At 62.4% G+C, this 22,474-nt stretch carries 24 protein-coding genes; all 24 read right to left on the reverse strand.

Annotation, left to right across the window (positions count from 1 at the left end; all coding sequences use genetic code 11):
• Positions 1-38: 38 nt before the first annotated feature.
• The 24 genes from GTP58_RS31740 to GTP58_RS24020 all read right to left on the reverse strand — a co-directional run bounded on the left by GTP58_RS31740 (position 39) and on the right by GTP58_RS24020 (position 22,462).
• Positions 39-1,820: a methyl-accepting chemotaxis protein gene (locus GTP58_RS31740; RefSeq protein WP_161079584.1), complete on the reverse strand. Its 1,782-nt coding sequence runs from the start codon at positions 1,818-1,820 to the stop codon at positions 39-41.
• 56 nt (positions 1,821-1,876) lie between these two features.
• Complete coding sequence (locus tag GTP58_RS23910; protein WP_161079585.1) at positions 1,877-3,589, reverse strand: hypothetical protein; 1,713 nt, start codon at positions 3,587-3,589, stop codon at positions 1,877-1,879.
• A gap of 17 nt (positions 3,590-3,606) precedes the next feature.
• Positions 3,607-4,641 (reverse strand): porin, encoded by a 1,035-nt coding sequence (locus GTP58_RS23915; protein WP_161079586.1) that lies wholly within the window; start codon positions 4,639-4,641, stop codon positions 3,607-3,609.
• An 81-nt stretch (positions 4,642-4,722) separates the two neighbouring features.
• Positions 4,723-5,961: a kynureninase gene (kynU, locus tag GTP58_RS23920; RefSeq protein WP_161079587.1), complete on the reverse strand. Its 1,239-nt coding sequence runs from the start codon at positions 5,959-5,961 to the stop codon at positions 4,723-4,725.
• Between the two features lie 164 nt (positions 5,962-6,125).
• Complete coding sequence (locus GTP58_RS23925) at positions 6,126-7,505, reverse strand: amino acid permease (RefSeq protein ID WP_161079588.1); 1,380 nt, start codon at positions 7,503-7,505, stop codon at positions 6,126-6,128.
• Positions 7,506-7,529: 24 nt separating this feature from the next.
• Entirely contained in the window at positions 7,530-8,543 is a 1,014-nt protein-coding gene (locus GTP58_RS23930) for an amidohydrolase family protein (RefSeq protein ID WP_161079589.1), read from the reverse strand.
• Positions 8,540-9,073 carry a 3-hydroxyanthranilate 3,4-dioxygenase gene (locus GTP58_RS23935; RefSeq protein ID WP_161079590.1) on the reverse strand — a complete coding sequence of 178 codons (534 nt, stop codon included), beginning with the start codon at positions 9,071-9,073 and terminating at the stop codon, positions 8,540-8,542. The genes GTP58_RS23930 and GTP58_RS23935 overlap by 4 nt, the downstream gene beginning before the upstream one ends.
• A 15-nt stretch (positions 9,074-9,088) precedes the next feature.
• Complete coding sequence (locus GTP58_RS23940) at positions 9,089-9,508, reverse strand: RidA family protein (RefSeq protein ID WP_072788486.1); 420 nt, start codon at positions 9,506-9,508, stop codon at positions 9,089-9,091.
• A gap of 2 nt (positions 9,509-9,510) precedes the next feature.
• Entirely contained in the window at positions 9,511-10,323 is an 813-nt protein-coding gene (locus GTP58_RS23945) for a 2-keto-4-pentenoate hydratase (protein WP_229215721.1), read from the reverse strand.
• Complete coding sequence (gene dmpG, locus GTP58_RS23950; protein WP_161079591.1) at positions 10,320-11,348, reverse strand: 4-hydroxy-2-oxovalerate aldolase; 1,029 nt, start codon at positions 11,346-11,348, stop codon at positions 10,320-10,322. Before dmpG ends, GTP58_RS23945 begins: the two co-directional genes overlap by 4 nt.
• Before the next feature lie 10 nt (positions 11,349-11,358).
• Complete coding sequence (locus GTP58_RS23955) at positions 11,359-12,306, reverse strand: acetaldehyde dehydrogenase (acetylating) (protein ID WP_161079592.1); 948 nt, start codon at positions 12,304-12,306, stop codon at positions 11,359-11,361.
• An 18-nt stretch (positions 12,307-12,324) separates the two neighbouring features.
• On the reverse strand, positions 12,325-13,107 hold the full coding sequence (mhpD, locus tag GTP58_RS23960; protein WP_161079593.1) for a 2-keto-4-pentenoate hydratase: 783 nt from the start codon (positions 13,105-13,107) through the stop codon (positions 12,325-12,327).
• The gene (locus tag GTP58_RS23965; protein WP_161079594.1) at positions 13,104-13,502 is read right to left on the reverse strand and encodes a RidA family protein; all 399 of its coding nucleotides are present in this window, start codon (positions 13,500-13,502) and stop codon (positions 13,104-13,106) included. Before GTP58_RS23965 ends, mhpD begins: the two co-directional genes overlap by 4 nt.
• A gap of 9 nt (positions 13,503-13,511) precedes the next feature.
• Positions 13,512-14,981, reverse strand: a complete 1,470-nt coding sequence (locus GTP58_RS23970; protein ID WP_161079595.1) for a 2-hydroxymuconic semialdehyde dehydrogenase — start codon at positions 14,979-14,981, stop codon at positions 13,512-13,514.
• Between the two features lie 94 nt (positions 14,982-15,075).
• Entirely contained in the window at positions 15,076-16,077 is a 1,002-nt protein-coding gene (locus tag GTP58_RS23975; RefSeq protein WP_202413838.1) for a LysR substrate-binding domain-containing protein, read from the reverse strand.
• A complete protein-coding gene (locus GTP58_RS23980) occupies positions 16,067-16,723 on the reverse strand; it encodes a GntR family transcriptional regulator (RefSeq protein WP_072788500.1) in 657 nt (218 codons plus the stop codon). Before GTP58_RS23980 ends, GTP58_RS23975 begins: the two co-directional genes overlap by 11 nt.
• A gap of 38 nt (positions 16,724-16,761) precedes the next feature.
• The gene (locus GTP58_RS23985) at positions 16,762-17,184 is read right to left on the reverse strand and encodes a VOC family protein (RefSeq protein ID WP_161079596.1); all 423 of its coding nucleotides are present in this window, start codon (positions 17,182-17,184) and stop codon (positions 16,762-16,764) included.
• 11 nt (positions 17,185-17,195) lie between these two features.
• Positions 17,196-17,987 carry a sulfite exporter TauE/SafE family protein gene (locus tag GTP58_RS23990; RefSeq protein WP_072788505.1) on the reverse strand — a complete coding sequence of 264 codons (792 nt, stop codon included), beginning with the start codon at positions 17,985-17,987 and terminating at the stop codon, positions 17,196-17,198.
• An 11-nt stretch (positions 17,988-17,998) separates the two neighbouring features.
• On the reverse strand, positions 17,999-18,616 hold the full coding sequence (locus GTP58_RS23995) for a malonic semialdehyde reductase (protein ID WP_161079597.1): 618 nt from the start codon (positions 18,614-18,616) through the stop codon (positions 17,999-18,001).
• The gene (locus tag GTP58_RS24000; protein WP_161079598.1) at positions 18,613-18,990 is read right to left on the reverse strand and encodes a RidA family protein; all 378 of its coding nucleotides are present in this window, start codon (positions 18,988-18,990) and stop codon (positions 18,613-18,615) included. The genes GTP58_RS23995 and GTP58_RS24000 overlap by 4 nt, the downstream gene beginning before the upstream one ends.
• Positions 18,987-19,904: a dihydrodipicolinate synthase family protein gene (locus GTP58_RS24005; protein WP_308937374.1), complete on the reverse strand. Its 918-nt coding sequence runs from the start codon at positions 19,902-19,904 to the stop codon at positions 18,987-18,989. The genes GTP58_RS24000 and GTP58_RS24005 overlap by 4 nt, the downstream gene beginning before the upstream one ends.
• Positions 19,905-19,923: 19 nt before the next feature.
• Positions 19,924-20,910 carry an alpha/beta hydrolase gene (locus GTP58_RS24010; RefSeq protein WP_161079599.1) on the reverse strand — a complete coding sequence of 329 codons (987 nt, stop codon included), beginning with the start codon at positions 20,908-20,910 and terminating at the stop codon, positions 19,924-19,926.
• Positions 20,910-21,716 carry an ABC transporter ATP-binding protein gene (locus GTP58_RS24015; RefSeq protein WP_139260685.1) on the reverse strand — a complete coding sequence of 269 codons (807 nt, stop codon included), beginning with the start codon at positions 21,714-21,716 and terminating at the stop codon, positions 20,910-20,912. Before GTP58_RS24015 ends, GTP58_RS24010 begins: the two co-directional genes overlap by 1 nt.
• Positions 21,717-21,718: 2 nt before the next feature.
• Positions 21,719-22,462 (reverse strand): ABC transporter permease, encoded by a 744-nt coding sequence (locus GTP58_RS24020; protein WP_161079601.1) that lies wholly within the window; start codon positions 22,460-22,462, stop codon positions 21,719-21,721.
• Positions 22,463-22,474: the final 12 nt, after the last annotated feature.

The following is a 22,474-nucleotide window of genomic DNA, read 5'->3' on the forward strand; positions in this document are numbered from 1 at the left end:
CATAGCAGCCAGTAGTATAGCTGCTATGCCGGCTGACGCTACAACGTGAACCGGCCTACCGTACTGGCGAGCGACACCGCCTGCTCTTTCATGCTGTCGGCTGCGGCCGCGGCTTGCTCCACCAGCGCCGCATTCTGCTGCGTGACTTCGTCCATATAGCCGATGGCGCCATTCACTTCGGCGATGCCCGCGCTCTGCTCCTGGCTGGCGGCGCTGATGGCGCCAATCAGCCCGGCCACTTGGTGCACCGAGCTGACGATGCGCTCCATGTGCTGACCGGCGTCACCCGCCAGCATGCTGCCGGTTTCCGCGCGTTGCTGGGCGTCCGCGATCAGCTCCCGGATTTCCTGCGCGGCCGCAGCGGAGGATTGCGCCAGTGTCCGCACTTCGGCGGCGACGACGGCAAAGCCGCGTCCCTGTTCGCCAGCACGTGCCGCTTCCACCGCAGCGTTCAAGGCCAGGATATTGGTCTGGAACGCCAGTGCGTCGATGGCGCCGATGATGTCGGCCATGCGGCGCGAACCATCGCGGATATGGTCCATGGTCTGGACCACGTTCTGCACCACCACGCCGCCGCTGCTCGCGGCACGGGAAGCGGAAACCGCCAGCTCGCTGGCCGACCGCGCGTTGGCAGCGGTGCCCTGCACCGTATTGGTCAGCGACTGCATGGCGCTGACCGTTTGCTCCAGCGAACTTGCTTGCGCCTCGGTGCGTGCCGACAGGTCGCCATTGCCGCCGGCGATGTCGGCTGCCGCCATGCGTACCATGTCACTGGCGAGGCGGATCTGCCGCAGCACGTCGCTGATCTGGTCCGCAAAGCGGTTGAAAGCACGGCTGATCTGCGCCAGTTCGGTCGGGCCGCTATCATCCAGACGGCGTGTAAGGTCGCCGTCACCATCGGCGATGTGGGACAAGGCGTCGCGCACCAGATGCAGGCTACGCAGTTCGCGCGCGATCAGGAAGGACAGAACGACAGCCGCCGCAATGCCCAGCACCACGGCAGTCATTGCGGACGTCAGCAGCATATCACTCAGGCCGGCGGTTGCTTCGGCCCGGTCCAGCACCAGCGCCAACAGCCAGCCGGTGCCGGGAACGGCGGTGGCAAACAGGATGCCGTCGCGGCCATTCAGCGTGACGGCCGCGCTGCCGCCGGAGGACTCCAGCGTCGCCAGGCCGTCGTGTGACAGGCCTGCGCCCAGCGTATCGACCATCTGCATGGTGCGCTCTTTCTGCGGGTGTGCGATGACGCGGCCTTCGCGGTCGATCAGGAAGGCGTAGCTGCCCGGCGTCGGATGCAGCGCTAGCACCTGCGCCACGACCTTGGCCAGCGAAACGTCGGCAGCCAGCACAGCCTGCGGCGCCGGTTCGGCAAACGTCACCACCAGCTCACCACGTCCCGCGTCCACATACGGCGGTGTAATGACAGGACCGCCTGCCTCGACCGGCTTGCGATACCATGCACGCGTGGTGGGATCGTAGTCCGCAGGCGGCGGCTCATCGCGCGACGACGCGATGCGTTTGTCGGCGTAGCCGATGTAGACGTTATCGAAACCGCCCGCCTGCGCCGCCGCCTTGAGCAAGGACTGCGGTTGCGCCAGCGGAGCCGCGTGGCGCAGCGACGAGACCAGTGAGCGCCGCGCAGCGACCCAGTCGCCTATCGCCGCTGCCTGGCTGGCCGCCAGCTGGCGCGTCTGCGCATTCATCGTCTCCAGCGTACGGTTGCGGGTGGAGGCGTAGTTCGCGGCCGCCACCGCCAGCATCGACAGGACGACAACCGCCACGCACAGACCGATCAGGCGGCCGCGCAATGTAGAAAACATGGGAAATCCTATGGATAAAAAAACGGCCGGCAGAACGCCGGCCGCAAAGCACAGGCTTACTTCTTGGGCGGCATGCCCATCACAGGGCTGCCCAGCACCGAGGTGGACAAGGTGTAGATGCCGTGGTTAGAGAACACCCACACCAGATTGCGGTCCCATTCCACGAAGATGCTGTGCACCGGGTTAGGCAGTGCGCGGATCGACAGGGTCTGGCCGTCGGTGGTCTTGCGGTCCGCATCGATCATCTTCGGCACGAAGTAGGCGGCGATGGTCGGGTTCAGCGGGTCTTTCACGTCAAAGATCTGCATGCCGGCGTTGTAGTACGAATATGGCATGTAGCGCGGGCTCGGCGTACCTGGCTGGATCTGCGCATAACCGCTGCGCTTCGGACCAAAGCTGCCGCGGCGCTGGCAGAAGTCGGTGAATGGCGCTTCCTTCGGCGGCGTTGGCGTTGGCAGCGTGTTCACGATCTTCGGATGCAGAGGATCACGGACATCGATCGAGTAGATCGCCTTCAGCGGCTCATAGCAGTCTTCCGACATCGGATAGCCGCTGTAGTAGACCATGCCGGTCGATTCCACCTTGCTGACGTCGATGTTATCGCCCTCGGTGCCGGTCACGCTGACTGGCATATCGATGTGCGCCACCGCATGCATATTGGCCGGATTCGAAATATCGATCACGTAGAAGCCGAAGCCGCCCATGGCCGCATAGCCGTACTTGCCGCCCTGCTCCACCGGTTTCGGAATGAACAGCGGCATGCGCGCGCCCATCCACGAGGTCTTGTTGCCAGCGCGAGGATTTTTCTTGTATTCCTCTTCCTCGCCCAGTCGCGAACCCGGCGCCCACCAGGTCGACAGGCGCTTTGGATGCGATGGATCGGAGACATCAAACGCCAGCTGCGCACCCGCATACAGATAGGTCTTGTACTCGGTGTTGGCAAAGGTATCGTCAGGCGCACCTGCCACAAACAGGTACTGGCCGCCGTCATATGCCGGCACGTCCTGACAGCCGGAACCCTGCTGCGGCTGATCCTGCGCCGAGTGGTAGGGGTCGAGCGAGGTTTCGGACAGCAGCTTCCAGTCGGTCCACTGCGGGCTGGTCACCTCGTAGATGCGGAAGCCGCGCAGCATCTTGCGTTCGCGCGCTTTCTTGACGTCGTCCGGGTTGGTGTACTTGTTCTGCACCAGGCCATAACGCGAGATCTCGTAGCACTGTACGGCGATCATCTTGTCCAGCTTCTTGTTGTACTTGACGTTGAATGGCCCGAACTGGTGCTCGCCGCCCTTGGTGTTAAAGGTCTTCTGCTGCACCACCTTGACGTCGCGCGGATTGGTGATGTCGAACAGGTTGTACATCCAGGTCTCGTAGTCGTACAGATAGCGGCGGCCATTCAGGTCGAAGCTGGCCTGCCAGCTGTGGCCCGCGCCCGCCACGTAAGGCGAGAAGTTCTCGACCTTGACGTTCTTGAGGTACTGGTTCTGGTCCAGATATGGCAGGCTGCCTTCTACCGGGTGGGCGCCGTAGGCATCCGGCGTCGCGTCCGGGCTCTTGAACTTGCCGGTCTTGGCGTCGTAGCCATACGAACCTGGCGCCGGTACTGGCGGTTCGCCTGGCAGCAGCTCACTCTTCTTTTGCATCGGGCCTGGCGCGTCTGGCGCGTGCAGATTCAGGCCGCTGCGCGGCGCTTGCGCCAGCGCGCTGCTGCTCAACATTGCCGCGCCTACAGCCAGCACCAGCGGGGATACAATCTTGGTCGTTTTTTTCATATCAGTCTCTCAGTGAATCAGAAGGAATGGCGCAGGCCTATCTGGGTTCCGCGTTCCGGGTTGCCGCTGCCGCTGTAGTTGAAGGTCAGCGGATACGGTACTTTAGGGCTTCCCTTGGTCAGCACGCGGCCATAGTTGACATAGGCGTCGGTGCGTTTGGAGAAGCGATAGCTGTAGCCCAGCAGGATGCTCTCGCCGTTGGTCAGATCCTTGCCCACGTCGTCATGACGGCTTACCGCGCTGACGTAGACGCTGTGGGTGGTGTCGATCTTCCAGCGCGCGCCCAGTTGTACATCCCAGCCCTTGGTCTGGAAGCCGACGTATGGCGGATAAGCGTAGTAGCCGTTGTAGGTATGGTAGATGAACGTCGGCTCAAAGCCGCCGAAGCGGTACACCGCAGAGATGTAGTTGTCGCGCGAGGATTCCAGCTTGGGGGTGCTGATGTTCTTGATGTCCTTGCGGTCGGTCACATACCCCAGATACAGCGGGCCGTTGCGGTATTCGACACCCGTGCTGTACACGCGGCCATTATGGTCAGCAGTCTCGTTGCCGGCGGTGGCCATGAAGCGGCCCTTGAAGCCGTTCACCGACGGCGTGGTGTACGACACCGCATTGTTCTCGCGCCACGGCGCGTAGAAGAACACGCTGTTGCTCACGCGGCTGTAGTCACCCGACCAGCCCGGATCGGCATAGCCCACGATCCAGTACGACGGCGTATTCTGGCGGCCCAGGGCCAGCGCGCCCCAGTTGCCTCGAATGCCGACATAGCTTTCGCGCGGGGTTGGACCAACACCGGTATCGGCCGAGAACTGCATCTGGTGCAGGAAGAAGGCCTGGTTGCCATCGCCCAGATCCTCGGTGCCGCTGAACTCCAGGCGCGACTGGCTCAGACCACCGCTGGACACGCGCGTCAGCTTTTCCTTGGTGGTCGCCAGGCTTTCGACGTTGACGTCGATAACCCCGGAAATCACGATGTTATCGGCGGCCGCATGTCCTGCGGCCATGCATGCCAACGCTGCAGTACAAATCCATCCCTTCTGTTTCACTTTCATGTCTCCACTCCCTTTTTAATATTTGAATCATTGTTGTCAAATCTTTTTTATGTGGGGCTTTGCGTGGTGCTGCTGTTTAAGTCAGGTCACCGCCTTCCTGGTCAGGAACTTCTCCTGATTCCATTCGCCGGACGCCATGATCTGGGCCAGCACGTCCACCGTGTGATACACGTCGATATGGCGCACATACAGCGGCGCAAAGCCGAAGCGCAGAATGTCCGGCATGCGGAAGTCGCCCGTGATGCCGCGTGCGATCAGCGCCTGCACAATCGCGTAGCCTTCAGGGTGCGTCAGCGCCACCTGGCTGCCGCGCAGTTCGCGATCGCGTGGCGAACCAATGCCGAAGCCATATTCGCCCAGGCGTTCATCCACAAGGCGGATGAACAGGTCGCACAGGTCCTGGCTCTTGGTGCGCAGCTGCGCCATATCGACGCCGTCGAATACATCCAGCGCCGAATCCAGCGCCAGCATGGACAGCAGTGGCGGCGTGCCGCACTGCATGCGGTTGATGCCTGGCGCCGGCTGATAGTCCTTCACGAATGCGAACGGCTGCGCGTGGCCATGCCAGCCCGATAGCGGCTGGCGCACGTGTTCCTGATGGCGACGCGCGACGTAGACGAAGGCCGGTGCACCAGGGCCACCGTTCAGATATTTGTAGCCGCAGCCGACCGCGAAGTCGGCGTTGCATGCATCCAGCTCCACATGCAGCGCACCAGCGCTGTGCGCCAGATCCCAGATGCACAGCGCACCGGCGGCTTGCGCCTGGCGTGTGATGCCGGCCATGTCGTACACACGGCCGCTGCGATAGTTCACGTGGGTCAGCATCAGCACTGCGACGCTGTCGTCCAGCGCATCGGCGACGGCGGAGGCATCGGATGGCACATAGCGGATCTCGGCGCCAAACAATTCGGCGACGCCTTGGGCGATATACAGGTCGGTCGGGAAGTTGCCTTCTTCGGTCAGGATCACTTTGCGGCCCGGGTTCAGACGCAGTGCCGCTGACAGGGCTTTAAACAGGTTCACGGAAGTGGAATCGCCTACCATCACTTCATCCGCGCTGGCGCCGATCAGTGCTGCGACTTTGGCAGCAACGCGTTGCGGCAGATCGATCCAGCCGGCGTCGTTCCAGGAACGGATCAGGCCTGTGCCCCACTCGCCTGCAATCGCCTGCTGCATGCGTGCCGGCAGATGTGCGGGCATCGCGCCCAGCGAGTTACCGTCCAGGTAAACCTCGCCTTGCGGCAGGGTGAATCGGTCGCGGCAAGCGGCCAGCGGGTCGCGCTGGTCCATGTCGATGCAGTCTTGCTTGGTCAGTCTCATGCTTGTTTTCCTTGATTTACTTGTGTAGCTGAACCCAGTATGCATGGGTGTCGCAATAAGCGAAAATGAATAGTTAGGCTCCAGATATTCCGTTTTCTCATATCCAAAATCGACGGACGAAGCCCTCCCCTGCGGGATCAAAAACCGTTTACAACGGGGGTGATTTAGCGCTTGCGGTACCAGAAGAAGTACATCACGCTCAAGGCCAGCATGAAGGGCAGGCCTGTCATGAGCGTCATCGCAAACTCCTTGGTGAAGGCGGTGGTGACCATGATCGCCAGCATCAGCCCAGCGCCCAGCATCGTCAGCCAGGGGAAGGCCCAGATACGGAACGGCAGCGGCGCATGGCCTTCGCGCGTCCAGCTGCGGCGGAAGAAGTAGTGGGTTACGAAAATCATCATCCACGTGAACATGGCGCCGAACATGGAAATCGCCATCATCAGCATGAAGGAGCCATCGGGGAACAGCACGCTCAGCACCGTGGCCAACGCAATGCCGACGCAGGACAGCATCAGCGCCGCCACCGGCACGCCGCGCTTGCTCAACATGCCGAAGCGCTTGGGCGCCTGCCCTGCACGCGACAGCGAGAACATGGTGCGCGTGGTGATGTACAACTGGCTGTTCATCGACGACAGTGCCGCGACCAGAATCACAAAATTAATCACGCCGGCAGCGCCTGGAATATGCAGCGCCTGCATCGCCATCACGAACGGGCTGTTGCCGCCGCCCGCCGCCGCCCATGGCACGATGGCCAGCATCAGGCCCAGCGTGAGCATGTAGAACACCACCAGGCGCAGCATCGTGGCGCGGAAGGCGCCGGTGATGGCCTGTTGCGGATCGCGCGCTTCGCCTGCCGCCACCGCCACCATCTCGATGCCGAGATAGCTGAAGATGGAGACGATCACGCCCGCCCACATGCCCGAGCTACCGTGGGGGAAGAAGCCGCGGTCGCCCACATAATTCTTGAAGCCGATCGGACTGCCCTCCGGCGCCGCATACACCATGTAGGCACCGAGCAGAATGAACAGCACAATCGCGGCAATCTTGATGGTCGAGAACAGATACTCGACGTTGCCGAAAATGTTCACGCTCATCGCGTTCACCAGGATCAGGCAGGCGGAGAACAAAACGATCCACAACCAGGCCGGCGTGCCGGGAAACCAGTACTGCATGTACAGCGCCACGGCCGTCACCTCGGTACCGACGGCCAGCACGATGGACGACCAGTAGCTGTAGCGTACCGAGAAGCCCGCCCAAGGCCCCACATAGTGCTCGGCGTAAGAACCGAACGAGCCGGAAGTGGGATGGGCTACGGTCATTTCGGCCAGGCAGCCGATCAGCAGCATGGCGATCAGCGCGCCGATGGCGTAACTGACCAGGACACTGGGGCCGGCAAAGCCGATGGCAAACCCGCTGCCGAGGAACAGGCCGGTGCCGACGGCGCCGCCAATGGCAATCATGGACATCTGGCCGCTGGACAGGCCGCGATGCAAGCCCGTCTCCCGTTCCACGATGGCGGAAAAGCCGCTCTTGTTGTGATTCATTTTGTCTCCTGTGATGCTTTTCTTTTAAATGCCGAAGAAGGCTTGCGCATTCCCACTCAACAGTCTTTGCTGTCGTTCGGGTGTGAAATCCGCTTCGCGTATGAGCCGTCCCACTTGCTGTTCGCCGAGCGGGTACGGGTAGTCTGACCCCAGCATCACGCGCTCCTCGCCCATCACATCGACCAGCAGCGATAGCGCACGCTGATCGAAGACCGCCGAGTCGACATAGAAGCGGTCCACATAAGACGATGGTGGATTGGGGCAGTCTTCACGCACAATGTCGCGCTGGTGCCAGGCGTTGTCGACACGTCCCAGCAGGAAGGCGAAACTGCCGCCACCATGGGCAAAGCAGATCTTGAGCGACTTGGGCAGACGCTCGAAGGCGCCGGACATAATCAGCGACAGGATGCCAAGCTGCGTTTCGGCCGGCATCGCCACCAGCCATGGCAGCATCCACTTCTTCATGCGCTGCTCGCCGCCCATCATGTCCCATGGGTGCACCAGCAGCGGGATGCCTTCGTTGGCGCAGTGGGTCAGGAAAGTCAGCAGACCTTCATCATCCAGATCCAGGCTGCCCAGGTGGTTGCCGATCTGGACGCCGAGATGGCCGGTGGCCTTGGCACGGCTGGCTTCACGGCAGGCGGCGTCGATATCCTGCAGCGGCACCTGCGCCAGCGCTTTCAGGCGCGCCGGGTTGTGGGCGCACAGTTCCAGCGCGTAGTCATTCATGCGCTGCGCCCACGGCAAGGCCTGGACGATAGGATAGCGATAGCCAAACATCACCGGCGTTGCCGACATGAGCTGGATATCAACGCCCGAGCGGTCCATCTCCTCGACGCGGCGCGCGGAATCCCACAGCGCCGAATACACAGGGCGGAACGGCTGGTCGCCGGTCATAATCATGCCATGTTCGCTGTCGCGGATTTCCAGCCATGGGGCGCCCTGGGCATCGAGTGCAGCTGCTTCCGCGCGGGTAATCGGCGGGAAGAAGTGCGAGTGGATGTCGATGACCGGGTTGGCTTTCGGCGCGGCGCTCATGCCGCGCTCCCAAGCTTGCCGGGATGGAGCGCATTGCACTGCGGGCAGACGCGCAGCGAGGCGTCGCCGTAGAACCGCTGGAACAGCGGCGGCAAGTCGTCAACGATGCTTTGCAGCTGCACCTCGATGCGGTGCACCAGATGGTTGCACTCCAGGCAGTACCATTCGAACCCGTCGCGCATGCCTTGCGGGCGACGGCGCTCGATCACCAGGCAAAGGCTGTCGGGATCGGGACGCTGCGGAGAATGGCGCACGTGTGGCGCCAACAGGAAGATGTCGCCCTCCTTCAGGTCTAGCCGCTCGACGCGGCCGTTGTCCATGATGTTTAAATGAGCACTACCCTTAAACTGGTAGAAGAATTCTTCCAGCGGATCGTCGTGGTAATCGGTGCGCTGATTCGGGCCGCCGACCACCGTGACGATGAAGTCCGCGTCCTGCCAGATCTGCTGATTGCCCACCGGTGGCTTGAGCAGATGTGCGTGTTCCGCAATCCACTGCTGGAAATTGAACGGCTTGCCAAATTTATACATTATTGTCTCCAGCGTTTATTTTAAAGGGTGCCAGGCGATGGCCTTGATTTCAATGAGCAGATGCGGGTGCGGTAGTTGGTGTACCGCCACAGTGGTGCGGGTCGGCCCGTCGTAATCGAAGTATTCGCCGTACACCTCGTTGTAGCCGCCGAAGTCGTTCATGTTGACCAGGAAGGTGCTGATCTCAACGATGTCCGACAGATCGGCGCCCGCGCTGCGCAGGATGTCGCGGATGTTGTCGATGACGGCGCGGGTCTGCGCACGGATGTCCAGCGAGGTGGTCCCGAGTGCATCCACCTCCACCCCGGCCAGCGTGTTGTCCGGACGGCGCGAGCTGGTGCCGGAGACGAACAGAAAATCGCCGGCACGTTTCAGGTGCGGGAATTTTCCGCGTGGCTGGGCTTTGCCTTCCACCAGTTTTGCTTCGGTCTTCATGCTCATACTCCCGTCAGGAATTCAGCGCGGCCAAGGCCACCGATGTCAACGCTGACATGCAGGCCTGGCTGGAGCGCTTCGGCGGCGGTGGCCGCACCAGCCATAATCAGCGAGCCTGCCGGCAGCACCATGCCGCAAGCGCTGGCCAGTTGCGAAGCCTGCACCACACTGCGCAGCGGATTGCCGAGGATGGCGCCGGTGCTGCCCAGCGCTACAGGGCGGCCGTTGAAGCGCATCGTTACGCCGCGGTTATTCAGCTGCGCCAGGTCTGCGCAGAACTCACCGACCACCACCCCGGCCGACGAGCAGTTATCCGCCACCACGTCTTCCAGGTTGAATTTGAAATTGCGGTAGCGCGAATCGATGATCTCCATGGCCGGCGCCACGCCCGCCAGATAATCCGCCGCTTCCAGCAACGTCAAGGGGCGATCGATGGCGCGGCTGGTGAGGAAGCACAGCTCCGGCTCGACACGCGGATGGATGAAATCAGCGAGGTTGACCACGCCGCCCTCTTCGTACAGCATGGCGTCCGTCAGCAGGCCCCAGATCAGGCTATCGACGCCCATCTGTATCATCTTGGCGCGGCTGGTGAAGCCCAGCTTTACGCCAACCGGCTTCTCGCCCCGTGCGTGGCGTAGCGCGATGGATGCGTGCTGGATGGCGTAAGCCTGATCCAGGCTGTAGCCGTGCTGTGGCGCCAGCGGATCGATCTCCACATGCTCGCGCGCCGCGCTGTCCAGCTGCTGCGCCAGCGCCGCGATATCGACGGTCGGCATGTGCGCCACATCCGTCAGGTGCCACGATCCGGCGCTCATGCTGCCTCCTTTGCACGGCGTTGCTGCACCAGGTCCAGCGCGACATCGACAATCATGTCTTCCTGACCGCCCACCATGCGGCGGCGGCCCAGCTCCACCAGGATATCGACCGTGGCAATGCCGTAGCGCGACGATGCCGCCTCCGCGTGCCGCAGGAAGCTCGAATACACGCCCGCATACCCCAGCGCCAGCGTCTCGCGGTCCACACGCACCGGACGGTCCTGCAATGGCCGCACCAGTTCATCGGCGGCGTTCATTAGCGTGAACAGGTCGGTGCCGTGCTGCCAGCCCAGACGATCGACAGCAGCGATGAACACCTCCAGCGGCGCATTGCCCGCCCCGGCGCCCATGCCGGCCAGCGAAGCGTCCACACGATCGCAGCCATTTTCAACGGCAACGATGGAGTTGGCCACACCCAGCGACAGGTTGTGGTGCGCGTGCATGCCGGTCTGCGTTTCAGGGTTCAGCACATCCTTGAACGCCTGGAAGCGCGCGGCCACGTCACGCATCGACAGCGCACCGCCCGAATCGACCACATACACACATTCCGCGCCGTAGGACTCCATAAGTTTGGCCTGCTGCGCCAGCGCTTGCGGCGTCGTCATGTGCGACATCATCAGGAAGCCAACCGTGTCCATGCCCAGCTTGCGCGCATGCTCGATGTGCTGGCGCGAGATGTCCGCTTCGGTGCAATGCGTGGCAATACGCACCGTGCGTGCGCCCGCCTTGTAAGCCGCATCCAGATCGTGCACAGTGCCGATGCCCGGCAACAGCAGCGTGGCGATGCGCGAGTGCGTCAGCACGTCGGCCACGGCTTCGATCCATTCCAGATCGGTATGCGCGCCAAAGCCGTAATTGAAACTGGAGCCACGCAGGCCATCGCCGTGCGCGACTTCGATGCTGTCCACCTTGGCCGCATCCAGCGCGCGGGCAATGGCCACTGCCTGCTCCAGCGAGTACTGGTGCCGGATGGCGTGCATGCCGTCACGCAGGGTGACGTCAGACACATAAATTTTTTTGCTCATGGCGTGTTCCTTATTTTGCCAGCGCGCTGGCGGCGATTTGTTCAGCCGTGGCCAGCGCGGCCGACGTCATGATGTCCAGGTTGCCCGCATAGGCAGGCAGGTAATGGGCCGCGCCTTCCACTTCAATGAAGATGGAGACTTTGAGGCCATGCACCTTGCCCAGGCCCGGAATGTTGATCGGACGCTCCGCAGGAATACGCTCAAACTGCACCTGCTGCTTCAGGCGATAACCCGGCACGTAGGCGCTGACTTTGGCCGCCATCTCTTCAACGGATGCACGGATCTCATCCTCATTGGCACTTTCCTCGGCCAGGCAGAACACCGTGTCGCGCATCATCAGCGGCGGTTCGGCCGGATTCAGTACGATAATGGCCTTGCCCTGCGCCGCACCGCCTACGCTGACAATTGCCTGCGAAGTCGTTTCGGTGAATTCATCAATGTTGGCGCGCGTTCCCGGGCCCGCGGACTTGCTGGCGATGGACGCGACGATCTCCGCGTAATGCACCTTGGCGATGCGCGATACAGCACGCACCATCGGAATCGTGGCCTGCCCACCGCAGGTCACCATGTTCAGGTTGGGTTCATTCAGGTGCTCATCCAGATTCACCACCGGCACCACGTAGGGGCCGATAGCAGCCGGCGTCAGGTCGATCACGCGCACGCCGTGCCATTGCAGCAGGCGGTTATGCTCCGCATGCGCGCCTGCCGATGTGGCGTCAAATGCCAGGCGGATCTGCTTGAAGTTCGGCAGCGCCGCCAGTCCTTGCACACCTTCATGCGTGGTTGGCACACCCAGACGGGCGGCACGCGCCAGGCCATCCGAATTCGGATCGATGCCCACCATCGCCCCCATCTTCAGGTGACGCGAATTGCGCAGTACCTTGATCATCAGATCGGTACCGATATTGCCGGAGCCGATGATGGCGACCTCCCAGCGATCTTGTTCTTTGTCTTGCATGGAATCTCCCTTGTTTTATCAGGCGCTGAAGGCGGCACGCACACTGCCCAGGCCTTCGATGCTCGCTTCGAATACATCACCGGGACGGGCCACGGCCATCGGCCCAAGTGCGCCGGTCAGCACGATGTCGCCGGCTTGCAATGGGCTGCCGAGACGCGCCATGGTGTCGGCCAGCCAGACAGCCGCGCGCAGCGGATTACCGAGACAGGCCGCACCCGCACCAACCGATACCTGTTCGCCGCGCTTCTCCATCACCATGCCGCAACCCATCACGTCAAACTCGGACAGCTTGACGGGACGCGAGCCCAGTACAAACAAGCCGCTCGACGCGTTGTCGGCAATGGTGTCCGCCAGGCGGATATCCCAGTTGGCGATGCGGCTGCCGACGATCTCTATGGACGGCAGCGCATAGGCGGTGGCGCGCAGGATGTCGGCGACGGTGTTCTGTTCATGCGGCAGTGAACGCTCCAGCACCAGCGCGATCTCCGCTTCCACCTTCGGTTGCAGCACGCGGCCCGGCGCGACTTCTTCGCCATCGCACAGGCACATATCGGCAAACAGCATGCCGAAGTCCGGCTGGTCCACGCCAAGCTGTTTTTGCACCGCGACCGAAGTCAGGCCGATTTTGCGGCCGACGGCGCGGCGGCCACGTACCAGCCAGCGGTCGGTATTGATCTTCTGGACCGCGTAGGCGCGTTCGATGTCGGTAGCGCCAATCAGGTCGCGTACCGGCGCGCATGGTTCGCCGCGCTGGTGCGCTTCCCAGATCAGGTCAGCGGCTTGCTGTACTTGCATATTCATGGACGGCGCTCCTGCACAAAGGTGAATTCGATTTCCACACTGGCGCCCAGCGGCAGCGCACTGACGCCGATGCTGGTACGGGCTGGTGGCGTGACATCCGGCGTGAACACGGCTTCCCATGCGGCGTTGATTTCGCCGAACAAGTCCATGCGCGTGGTGTAGATACGGGCGATCAGCAACTGGTCCAGCGTGACGCCGTAATCCGGCAAGGCACGCTGCAGGATGGCGAGGATGAAGGCCGCTTCGGCGCCAGGGCCGCCGGCCATCAGCACGCCGGTGCCGGGGTCGAGCGCAATCATGCCGGACAGCTGCACCGTGTCGCCGATATGCACGCATGGGCTGTAGCGGAAGCGCGGCGCAGCGACCGCCGGGGACTGTATCGTTTGGCGTTGCATGCGATCTCCTTACAGTTTGATGCAGATGTTGGCGACGTCGGAATAGAAGTCGAGCGAATAGCGGCCGCCTTCACGTCCAAGGCCGGACAGCTTGACGCCGCCAAATGGGGTGCGCAGGTCGCGCAGATACCAGGTGTTGACCCAGACCAGCCCCACATGGATGCGGCGCGCAACGCGATGCGCGCGTGACAGGTTGGTGGTCCACAGCGCGCAGGCCAGGCCATACTTGCTGTCGTTGACACGGGCGATGATCTCCTCTTCATCGTCAAACGACGCGATATGGCATACCGGGCCGAAGATCTCTTCCGTATTGCAGCGCGCGTTATCTGGCAGGCCAGTCCACACGGTCGGTTGGACGTACGCGCCTTCGTCGCGCGCATCGCCAAATACCGGCACGCCGCCGCCAGCGACCACCGTCGCGCCCTCTTCCACTGCCAGGCGGTAGTAGCTCAACACCTTGTCGCGGTGGCCGTGCGAGATCAGCGGCCCCATATCCACATCCGCTTCCTCGGGGAAGCCAATGCGCAGCGCCTGTACTTTCTGTTTGATGGCGGCGACGAATTTGTCGTAGATCGAGCGGTGCACGTAGACGCGCTCGGAGCACAGGCATACCTGGCCGGAGTTGGTGAACGAGGAACGCATGACGCCAGCGACAGCCGCGTCAAAGTCCGCATCCGCAAACACCACGGCAGCGTTCTTGCCACCCAGCTCAAACGACACCTCTTTCACACCGTCCGCCACCGCTTTCATGATGGTGCTGCCGGTGCGCGATTCGCCGGTAAAAGTCAGTGCATCGATGCCTGCGCTTTGCGTCAGAAACTGACCAGCGGAATCAGCACCGCGCCCATGCACCAGATTAAAGACGCCCGCTGGCACGCCGGCCTGGCAAATCACTTCCGCCAGCAGCGTCGCGCTGGTCGGCGATTCCTCGGATGGCTTGGCGATGACCGCATTACCGCAAGCCAGCGCTGGCGCCACTTTCCACGTCAGCAGCAGCAGCGGCAGGTTCCACGGCGAGATGATGCCCACCACGCCCAACGGCTTGCGTACCGTGTAATTCAGCGCGCCAGCACCATCGGCGGTCGGCATTTCGAAGGCATCCGAATTGGCGCATGCCGCCAGGTCGGCGAAGGTACGGAAGTTGGTGATGGCACGGGCGATGTCCAGGCTGCGCGCCTGATGGACCGGGCGGCCGGTGTCGGCTACTTCGGCGGCGACGAATTCGTCGAAGCGCGCCTCGATGCCGTCGGCGATTTTATGCAGCATGGCGGAACGCTGCTGCACGCTCATCTTGCCCCAGGGGCCGGACAGCGCGCGGCGCGCGGCTGCCACCGCCGACTCCACGGTAGCGCGGTCGGCTTCGGACACCCGCGACAGCAGGCGGCCATCAACAGGTGCGATGTTATCGAAAGTCGCTGCGCTGGCGACGAATTCGCCACCGATGTAGTGGCGCAGCAGGGCCGGTGATTCTGGTTTCAAGGCTGTCTCCTTATGCTCGGTATGAAATCGAGTATAGGGAGAAGCTGAAATAAAATATAATGAAAAAACCGGACTCAGGTATTCCTGTTTTTTATTACAACTCGCTGGCGGCGAGCGTCAGGCACTCGATGAATTTTGCCGCAGCCGGCGTGCTGGCGCGGTCATCGCGCACCGAATAGCCGATGCGGCCGAAGGCGCCGATATCGCCCAGCTCCAGTATCGTCAGCAACTGCAGTTGCGCAAAGTGCTGCGCCACGGCGCGCGGCATCAGGTTAATCGCCTGCATGGACTGCAGCAGGCCGATATTCGTCAACAGCGATAACGATTCGACCACATTGGATGGCATGGGCAGGCCGGCGTCTGCAAACAGCCGTTCGGCACGCAGGCGCGCGGGCGACTCCATCGTCGGCAGCAACCATGGCCAGTCGAGCAGCTGTTTCAATGCGATTTTGGACTGGCTGGCCAGCGGATGTCCGCGCCAGACCACAGCGCACAGGGCTTCGCTGTACAACTCCGTGTGCCGGAAGCTGTACATGCGGGCCAGCGGCAGGTCTGCTTCCGGCAGGCGGCCTACCACCAGATCCAGCTCACCGGTGGCGAGCGCCGGGAACAGGCGGTCCGTCGGGCCTTCGCGCACTGTCACCAGCACGCCGGGGCGCTCGGCCTTCAGCCTGGCGATGGCGCTCGGCAGCAGCCGCGCCGATGCCGAGATCAGCGTACCAATCACCACATGGCCCGATTCGCCGGAACGGAAGGAATTCAGTTCGTCAGTCAGATAACGCAGTTCGGCGATGACGGCTTTCACGCGGTCGCCCAGCAGGGCCGCATAGCAGGTCGGCACTACGCCGCGGTTGGTGCGCTCAAACAGTTCGACGCCCAGGTCCGCCTCCAGTTCCTGGATCGCCTTGGTGACGGCGGGCTGGGTCAGATTCAGCTCGCGCGCCGCGCGGGCGATGGATTGCGACGCCAGCACGCGGTCAAAGATCAGCAGCGGCTTGAGTTTGATCCGCCGCAGCATGACGTCCACCAGCGGGATGTTGACGCGGGCGCCCTCACCCGGCCGCTCCGCCGGCAGATCGTCGTCATCAGGCAGCATGGGCGTCCTGACGCTCGCGCATTACTTCCAGCACGTGGACGTTGAGACGGTTGGCATGATCGCGCATCGCCAGATACGAACGCTCCGCATCCGAGGCGACGATGGCGTCAACGATGGCAGCATGTTCCTCCTGCGACTTGGCCAGGCGCCGCTCCACGCCGCCCTGCGCAGCGCGGAACTGGTTCAGGCGCAGGCGCAGCTTGTCGATGCTCTCGGCCAGGCTGCGGTTATGCGCGCCGGCGCAGATCAATTGATGGAACTTGGCATTCATCTCCAGGTAGCCTTCTTCGTCGCCCCGCTCGATGCACTCCAGGCTTTGCAGGTGGATCAGTTCCAGTTGTTTTTTCTGCACAGCGCTCATGCGCTCGGCGCTGATGCGGCAGCACAGCGCCTCCAGCTCCCCCATCGCTTCCAGCGTATCGGCCAGTTCATCGATGCTGATGCTGACCACAACGCCGCCTTTGCGCGGGCGCAGTTCGATCAGGCCATTCGAGGCCAGTTCGCGCAGCGCAGCGCGGATGGGTGTGCGCGAGACTTTGAAGCGCTCGCCGATGGCGTTTTCTTCCAGGCTGTCTCCAGGCGCCAGGGTACCGTTGATAATCTCGTCTGCAAGGATGCGATAAAGCCGCATCGAAATGGTTTCCATCGTTTTTGCTCTTATCTACAAAGTTTTGACACTATAAACTATCGCGCGAACAGCTGGTTCAATGCCGCCAGCCCCTTGAATTCCAGTGCATTACCGGATGGATCAAGGAAGAACATGGTGGACTGTTCGCCCGGCTGACCGGCAAAGCGCACGTGCGGCTCGACCACAAAACTGACGCCCGCCGCGCGCACTCTCTCGGCCAGCGCATGCCACTTGGGCATGTCCAGCACGATGCCGAAATGCGGCATCGGCACCTCTTCTCCATCGACCTGCCCGGCCTGCGCAGACACCTGCATGCCAGGCTTGAGATGCAGCGACAGCTGGTGGCCCAGACAATCGAAGTCTACCCAGCGCTCGGTGCTACGGCCCTCCGTAAATCCGAGGACGCCGCCATAGAAGCCTCGCGCCTCGTCCAGATCGCGCACGAAGAAGGCCAGATGAAATGGGTACAGTGCATTCATATGCATTCCTTTCAAAACAGCGACGACAACATCTTGGTCCCCACCACCAATAGCAGCAGCGCAAACAGCTTTTTCAGTTTCGCGACCGGCAGCGCATGTGCCCAGCGCGCGCCCAGCGGTGCGGTCAACACGCTGACACCCGCCACCGCCACCAACGCAGGCAGATAGACGAAGCCCAGACTGTATTCCGGCAGCCCCGTCACACGCCAGCCGTTGACCACATAGCCGACCGCCCCCGCCAGCGCAATCGGGAAACCCAGAGCGGCCGAGGTACCAATCACCGTGTGCAGCGGCACATTACACCACGTCATAAACGGAACGGACAAGGTGCCGCCGCCAATGCCGACGAAGCTCGATACCACGCCAATCGCACCACCGGAGGCCAGCATGCCACCGCGCTCGGGCAGCTGGCGGCTGGGTTTGGGCTTGATATTCATGAGCATCTGCGCTGCGACAAAGTAGGCGAAAGCCACAAAAATCACTTTCAACAGATTGCTGGACATGTGGGCTGTAAGCCACACACCTGCCAGGGTGCCAAGCACAATGCCAGGTGTGAGCTTGCGCACCACCGCCCAATCGACCGCACCACGCCGATGGTGCGAGCGCAGGCTGGCGACAGACGTGAACAGTATCGACGCCATCGAGGTGCCCAAGGCGAGATGCAGCGTGTACTGGGGTGGGAAATGATGGGCCGCGTACATGAAGGTCAGCACCGGCACGATGACCGTGCCGCCGCCAACACCCAACAGGCCAGCCAGAATCCCGGCGAACGCGCCGAGGCCGAGGTAGAGCAGAATGTCCATATGTGTTCTCTTTAGAGTAGCGTGCAGGCCTGCTCAAAACGCAGGCGCGGGCTGCGTGGGAAGATCCTGGCGTGGTCGCCATGACCGAGGTTGCAGATGAAGTTCACGCGCACGCGCCCATCGGCAAAGAACTCCCGATTCACCGCTTGCGCATCGAAGCCGGAGACGGGACCGCAGTCCAGCCCCAGCGCACGCGCCGCCAGCATCAGGTAAGCGCCTTGCAGGCTGCCGTTGCGAAAAGCGGCCGCCTCGGCCAGCACCTCATTGTTCGCAAACAGCGCGGCGGTTGATGGGTTATGCGGGAACAGCTGCGGCAGATGCTCATGGAAGCGCAAGTCGTAGCCGATGACCGCTACCACTGGCGCATCACGCACCTTGTCCACATTACCGGGGTTGACGGCGGGGAGCAGCCGCGCGCGGGCTTCGGCGGTGCGCAGGAATAGCACGCGCGCAGGACTGCCATTCACACTGGTCGGGCACAGCTTCATGAGGTCATAAATCTGCTCCAGCAGCTCATCGCTTACCGGCGTTGGCAGCCAGCCATTGTGCGAGCGTGCGGTACGAAACAGTAGGTCCAGACCTGCATCGTCGAGCCGGGCGGCGACGCGATCTTCTGCCCGGACGCTCATGCTGCCTCCGGCTTGTACGCGGTTACACTCAACTCCACCACCATATCGGGATGCGGCAACTGCGCCACACCGACCGTCGCACGGGCGGCGCGGCCATTGAAGGACTGAGCGTACACCGCATTGTAGGCATCGAAGTACGCCATGTCCGTCAGATAGCTGGTCACGGTCACGCAATCGTCTAGCGTGGCGCCGGCCTCCGCCAGTGCGGCTCTGACCTTGTCGATCACAACGCGCGTCTGCAGGGCCGCGTCATACGGGCTTGCACCGGCAACGCTGCCATCCGCCTGTCGCGCACTCATGCCGGAGACGTAAATGAAATCCCCTGCCCGGCACCACGCCGGATAACGCCCCAGCGGCGCGATGGCAGCGCTCATGATGCCTCCAGGCCGGGCATGGCGAAACCTGCGGCCGACAACAGCGCCTGCAACTCGCTTTGCTGCTGTTCATTCAACGCCCGTAGCGGCGGACGCTGACGCTGCCACTGCTGGTCATCGCGATAGTGCGCTATCGTCCATTTAAGCGCCGCGATCATTGGGTATTTCTGGATGATCTGGCGTATCGTATCCAGCGAAGCCTGCGCCTTGGCCGCATCCGGCGCGCGCCAGTTTGCGCACATCGCGCTGATTGCGGCAGGATTGATGTTGATGGTGGCAGAGATGCAGCCCGCCGCACCGAGAGGCAAAGCCCGCGACAACAAACTCTCCGACGCGGGGAAAATCGACAGCTGCGGGAAATTGGTCAGCATCGCCTCCAGATTCGCCCAATCGCCAGAACTGTCCTTGACGCCGGCGATCTGCTGCGGGAAGCGCGATGCCAGGCGCTCAATCAAATTCAGCGAAATCGGCACGCCGGAGAAAGCCGGTATGTGATACAGGAATACCCGCAGGTTGTCCATGGCCACGCGCTCAATCACTTCCGTGTAGTAGTCGAAAAGGCCATCGTCCGAAACGCCTTTGTAGAAAAACGGCGGCAGCATCAGCACACCTGCGCAGCCATGCAAGGTCGCCTGATGGCTCAGTTCCACCGTATCCGGCAGCGCACAGCAGCCGGTGCCGGGTAAAATCCGGCTAGCATCCAGGCCCTGGCCGATCAAGTGATCGAGCAGCATCACGCGCTCGCTGACGGTCAGCGAATTGGCTTCGCTGTTGGTTCCAAAAACTGCCAGCCCTGCCCCCTGTTGCTGCAACCAGTGGCAATGCGTGGCAAAGCGTTCAAGGTCAGGACTCAGATCCGGCTTGAATGGCGTAACGGCGGGCGCAAACGCCCCTGTCAATCGGGTTGACATCATGTGTGTCTCCAATGCGTTGTTAAGTGGGTCGCGTGCTGTCCAGGAAGTCGATCAACGCAGGGCCAAAGCAACGGTCCTGCGTGCCCAGATGCGCAACGACGGATGTGTGGTTATGGCCCGGCACACGCAGCAAGGTGCACGCTGCGGCGGCGGCCTGCGCACGGTCATGAAATTCTTCGCCATAGGTGTCGAGATAAGGATTCTCAAATTCCGCAATCGCCACCAGCGCCGGTACGTCCAGGCGCGCGGTGTGCGTGCAAGGTGAAAGCGTCTCATAGCGCGAGGCGTCGTCGCCCCAGTAGGCACGCACACCGGCCGCATTGGGATTGCCTGGCAAGACGTCCGCCCGCAAGCGTGCGCTAATCAGCACAAGTCCAGACAGCCCGCTCTCCGGGCCGGCCACGTCGCTTCCGTCGCTTCTGCCACTGCCGACGCGCCGCGCGGCTTCAAGTGCCGGGTCAAGCACGTAGGACGCGGCGTGCGCGCCACCTGCCGAATGCCCGACCAGCACGATGTGCCGGGGATTCCCGCCAAACCGGCCGGCATTCGCGCGCAACCACGCCAGGGCCAGCGCAACATCCTCACTGCCCGCCGGATAAGCCGCCTCCGGCGCCAGCCGGTACTCCAGATTCACCGCCACATATCCCTGCTGCGCGATGTAGCGCGTCACATTGCTGTAGATCTCAGCATTGCTATTCATATTCCCGCGCATGAAGGCGCCACCGTGCACGAACACCACCACCGGCGAAGGCGGCGCCCCCTGCGCATCATCCAGCCGATAGATGTCCAGGCACTGGCGCGGATGGTCGCCATACGCCAAAGCGGCATCCACCCGCACGCCATCCTTGCTGGCTGCCGCATGATGTGGCGTATAAATCGCCACCACCTGCTCGCGATGGCGGTTGATGTCCTCCGCCCAGCGCGGCCCCATCGCCAGCAAAGCCTCGCGTTCGGCGTCGGACAAGCCCACAAACGGCGGCGCCCACGAACGGAACGAAGCACCCATCAATAGACTCCCATGATCTGGCTGATCTGCGCGATGTACTCGCCGTATCGCGGATTGCCCTTGATATTCTCCGGCCGCCGCGGACGCGGCAAATCAATCGCAATATCATGAATCACACGTCCCGGACGCGCCGACATCACCAGCACACGGTCGGACAGGAACACGGCTTCCTGTATGCTGTGCGTCACCAGCAGCACGGTCTTCATATGCTCTTGCCAGATGCGCAGCAGCTCCACATTGAGCAGGTCGCGTGTCAGCGCATCCAGCGCGCCAAACGGTTCGTCCATCAGCAGTATCTGCGGGTCCAGCGCGAGAATCTGGCCGATGGACGCACGCTGCCGCATGCCGCCCGAGAGCTGATGCGGGTGACTGTTCTCAAAACCCGACAGGCCCAATGTCCGCGTCAGCTCCCGCACCTTGGGCGCCACCGTGGCAGCGGGCAGCTTGCGCAACTGCGCACCAAGCATCATGTTCTGCTCAACGGTCAGCCAGGGCAGCATATTACTGGTCTGGAAAACCACACCGATATCCGGCGTCGGCCCATGCACGTCGCGATTCGCCACCTGCACCACACCTTCGCTGTGCGGTACCAGGCCCGCAACGATGCGCAGCAAGGTGCTCTTGCCGCAACCACTGGGGCCAAGGATGGAGACAAACTCCCGCTCACGTATCGACAGCGACACATCCTCCAGCGCATTCACCGATTGCTTGCCAGGGAAGCGCTTGACCACATCCGACACGCGTATCGCCAGCTTGGGCGCGGCCGGTTCCGCAATCGCACCCGGCATCACTTTAAGTTGGGCCATCATCACACCGCCTTTCCACGCCACCAGACGGCGCGCGACATAACTTCCACTGCCCAGTACAGCAGGCTGGCCAGCACCGTAATCGTCAGGATCGCTGCAAACATCAGATCCGTCTGCGCATTTGCCGTGGCCAGTGTCATCAGGTGGCCCAGCCCTTTCTCGGAGCCGATGAACTCACCGACGATGGCGCCGATCACCGCCAGCGGCATCGCGATCTTCACGCCATCCACAAAACTCGGCAGCGCAGACGGTAACTGCAAGCGCAGCAAGGTGTCCCAGCGTGACGCACCCAGCGCACGGAAATGCTCCTCCAGGTTCGCCGCAATGCCGGACAAGCCGCCCAATGTCGCAATCACCAGCGGGAAGAAGGCAAACAGGAATGTCGATGCCAGCTTGGAGGAAAAGCCGTAGCCGAACCACACAATCATCAACGGCGCCAGCGCAATCTTCGGCATGCTTTGCAGCGCCGTGATGAGCGGATACAGCGTACGCCGCGCGATGGCACTGAAGTGGATCGCCACGCCCAGCAGCAAGCCGCCTATGACAGCCAGCGCAAATCCCGCCAGCACCTCCAGCAGCGTGACCCAGCTTTCTGCCAGCAGCAGCTCGCGCTCCTCCCAGCCCGCCGCAATCACCTTGCTCAGGGATGGCATCAGATAGCTGCGCACACCGGCCAGCGTGACACCGTATTCCCACACCAGCGCGACCGCGCCCCAGAACAGAATCGCCTCAATCGTGCGTTTCATGCGCGCCTCCGT

It is taken from the genome of Duganella sp. CY15W (assembly GCF_009857555.1).
GTDB classification, from domain to species: Bacteria; Pseudomonadota; Gammaproteobacteria; order Burkholderiales; family Burkholderiaceae_D; genus Rugamonas; species Rugamonas sacchari.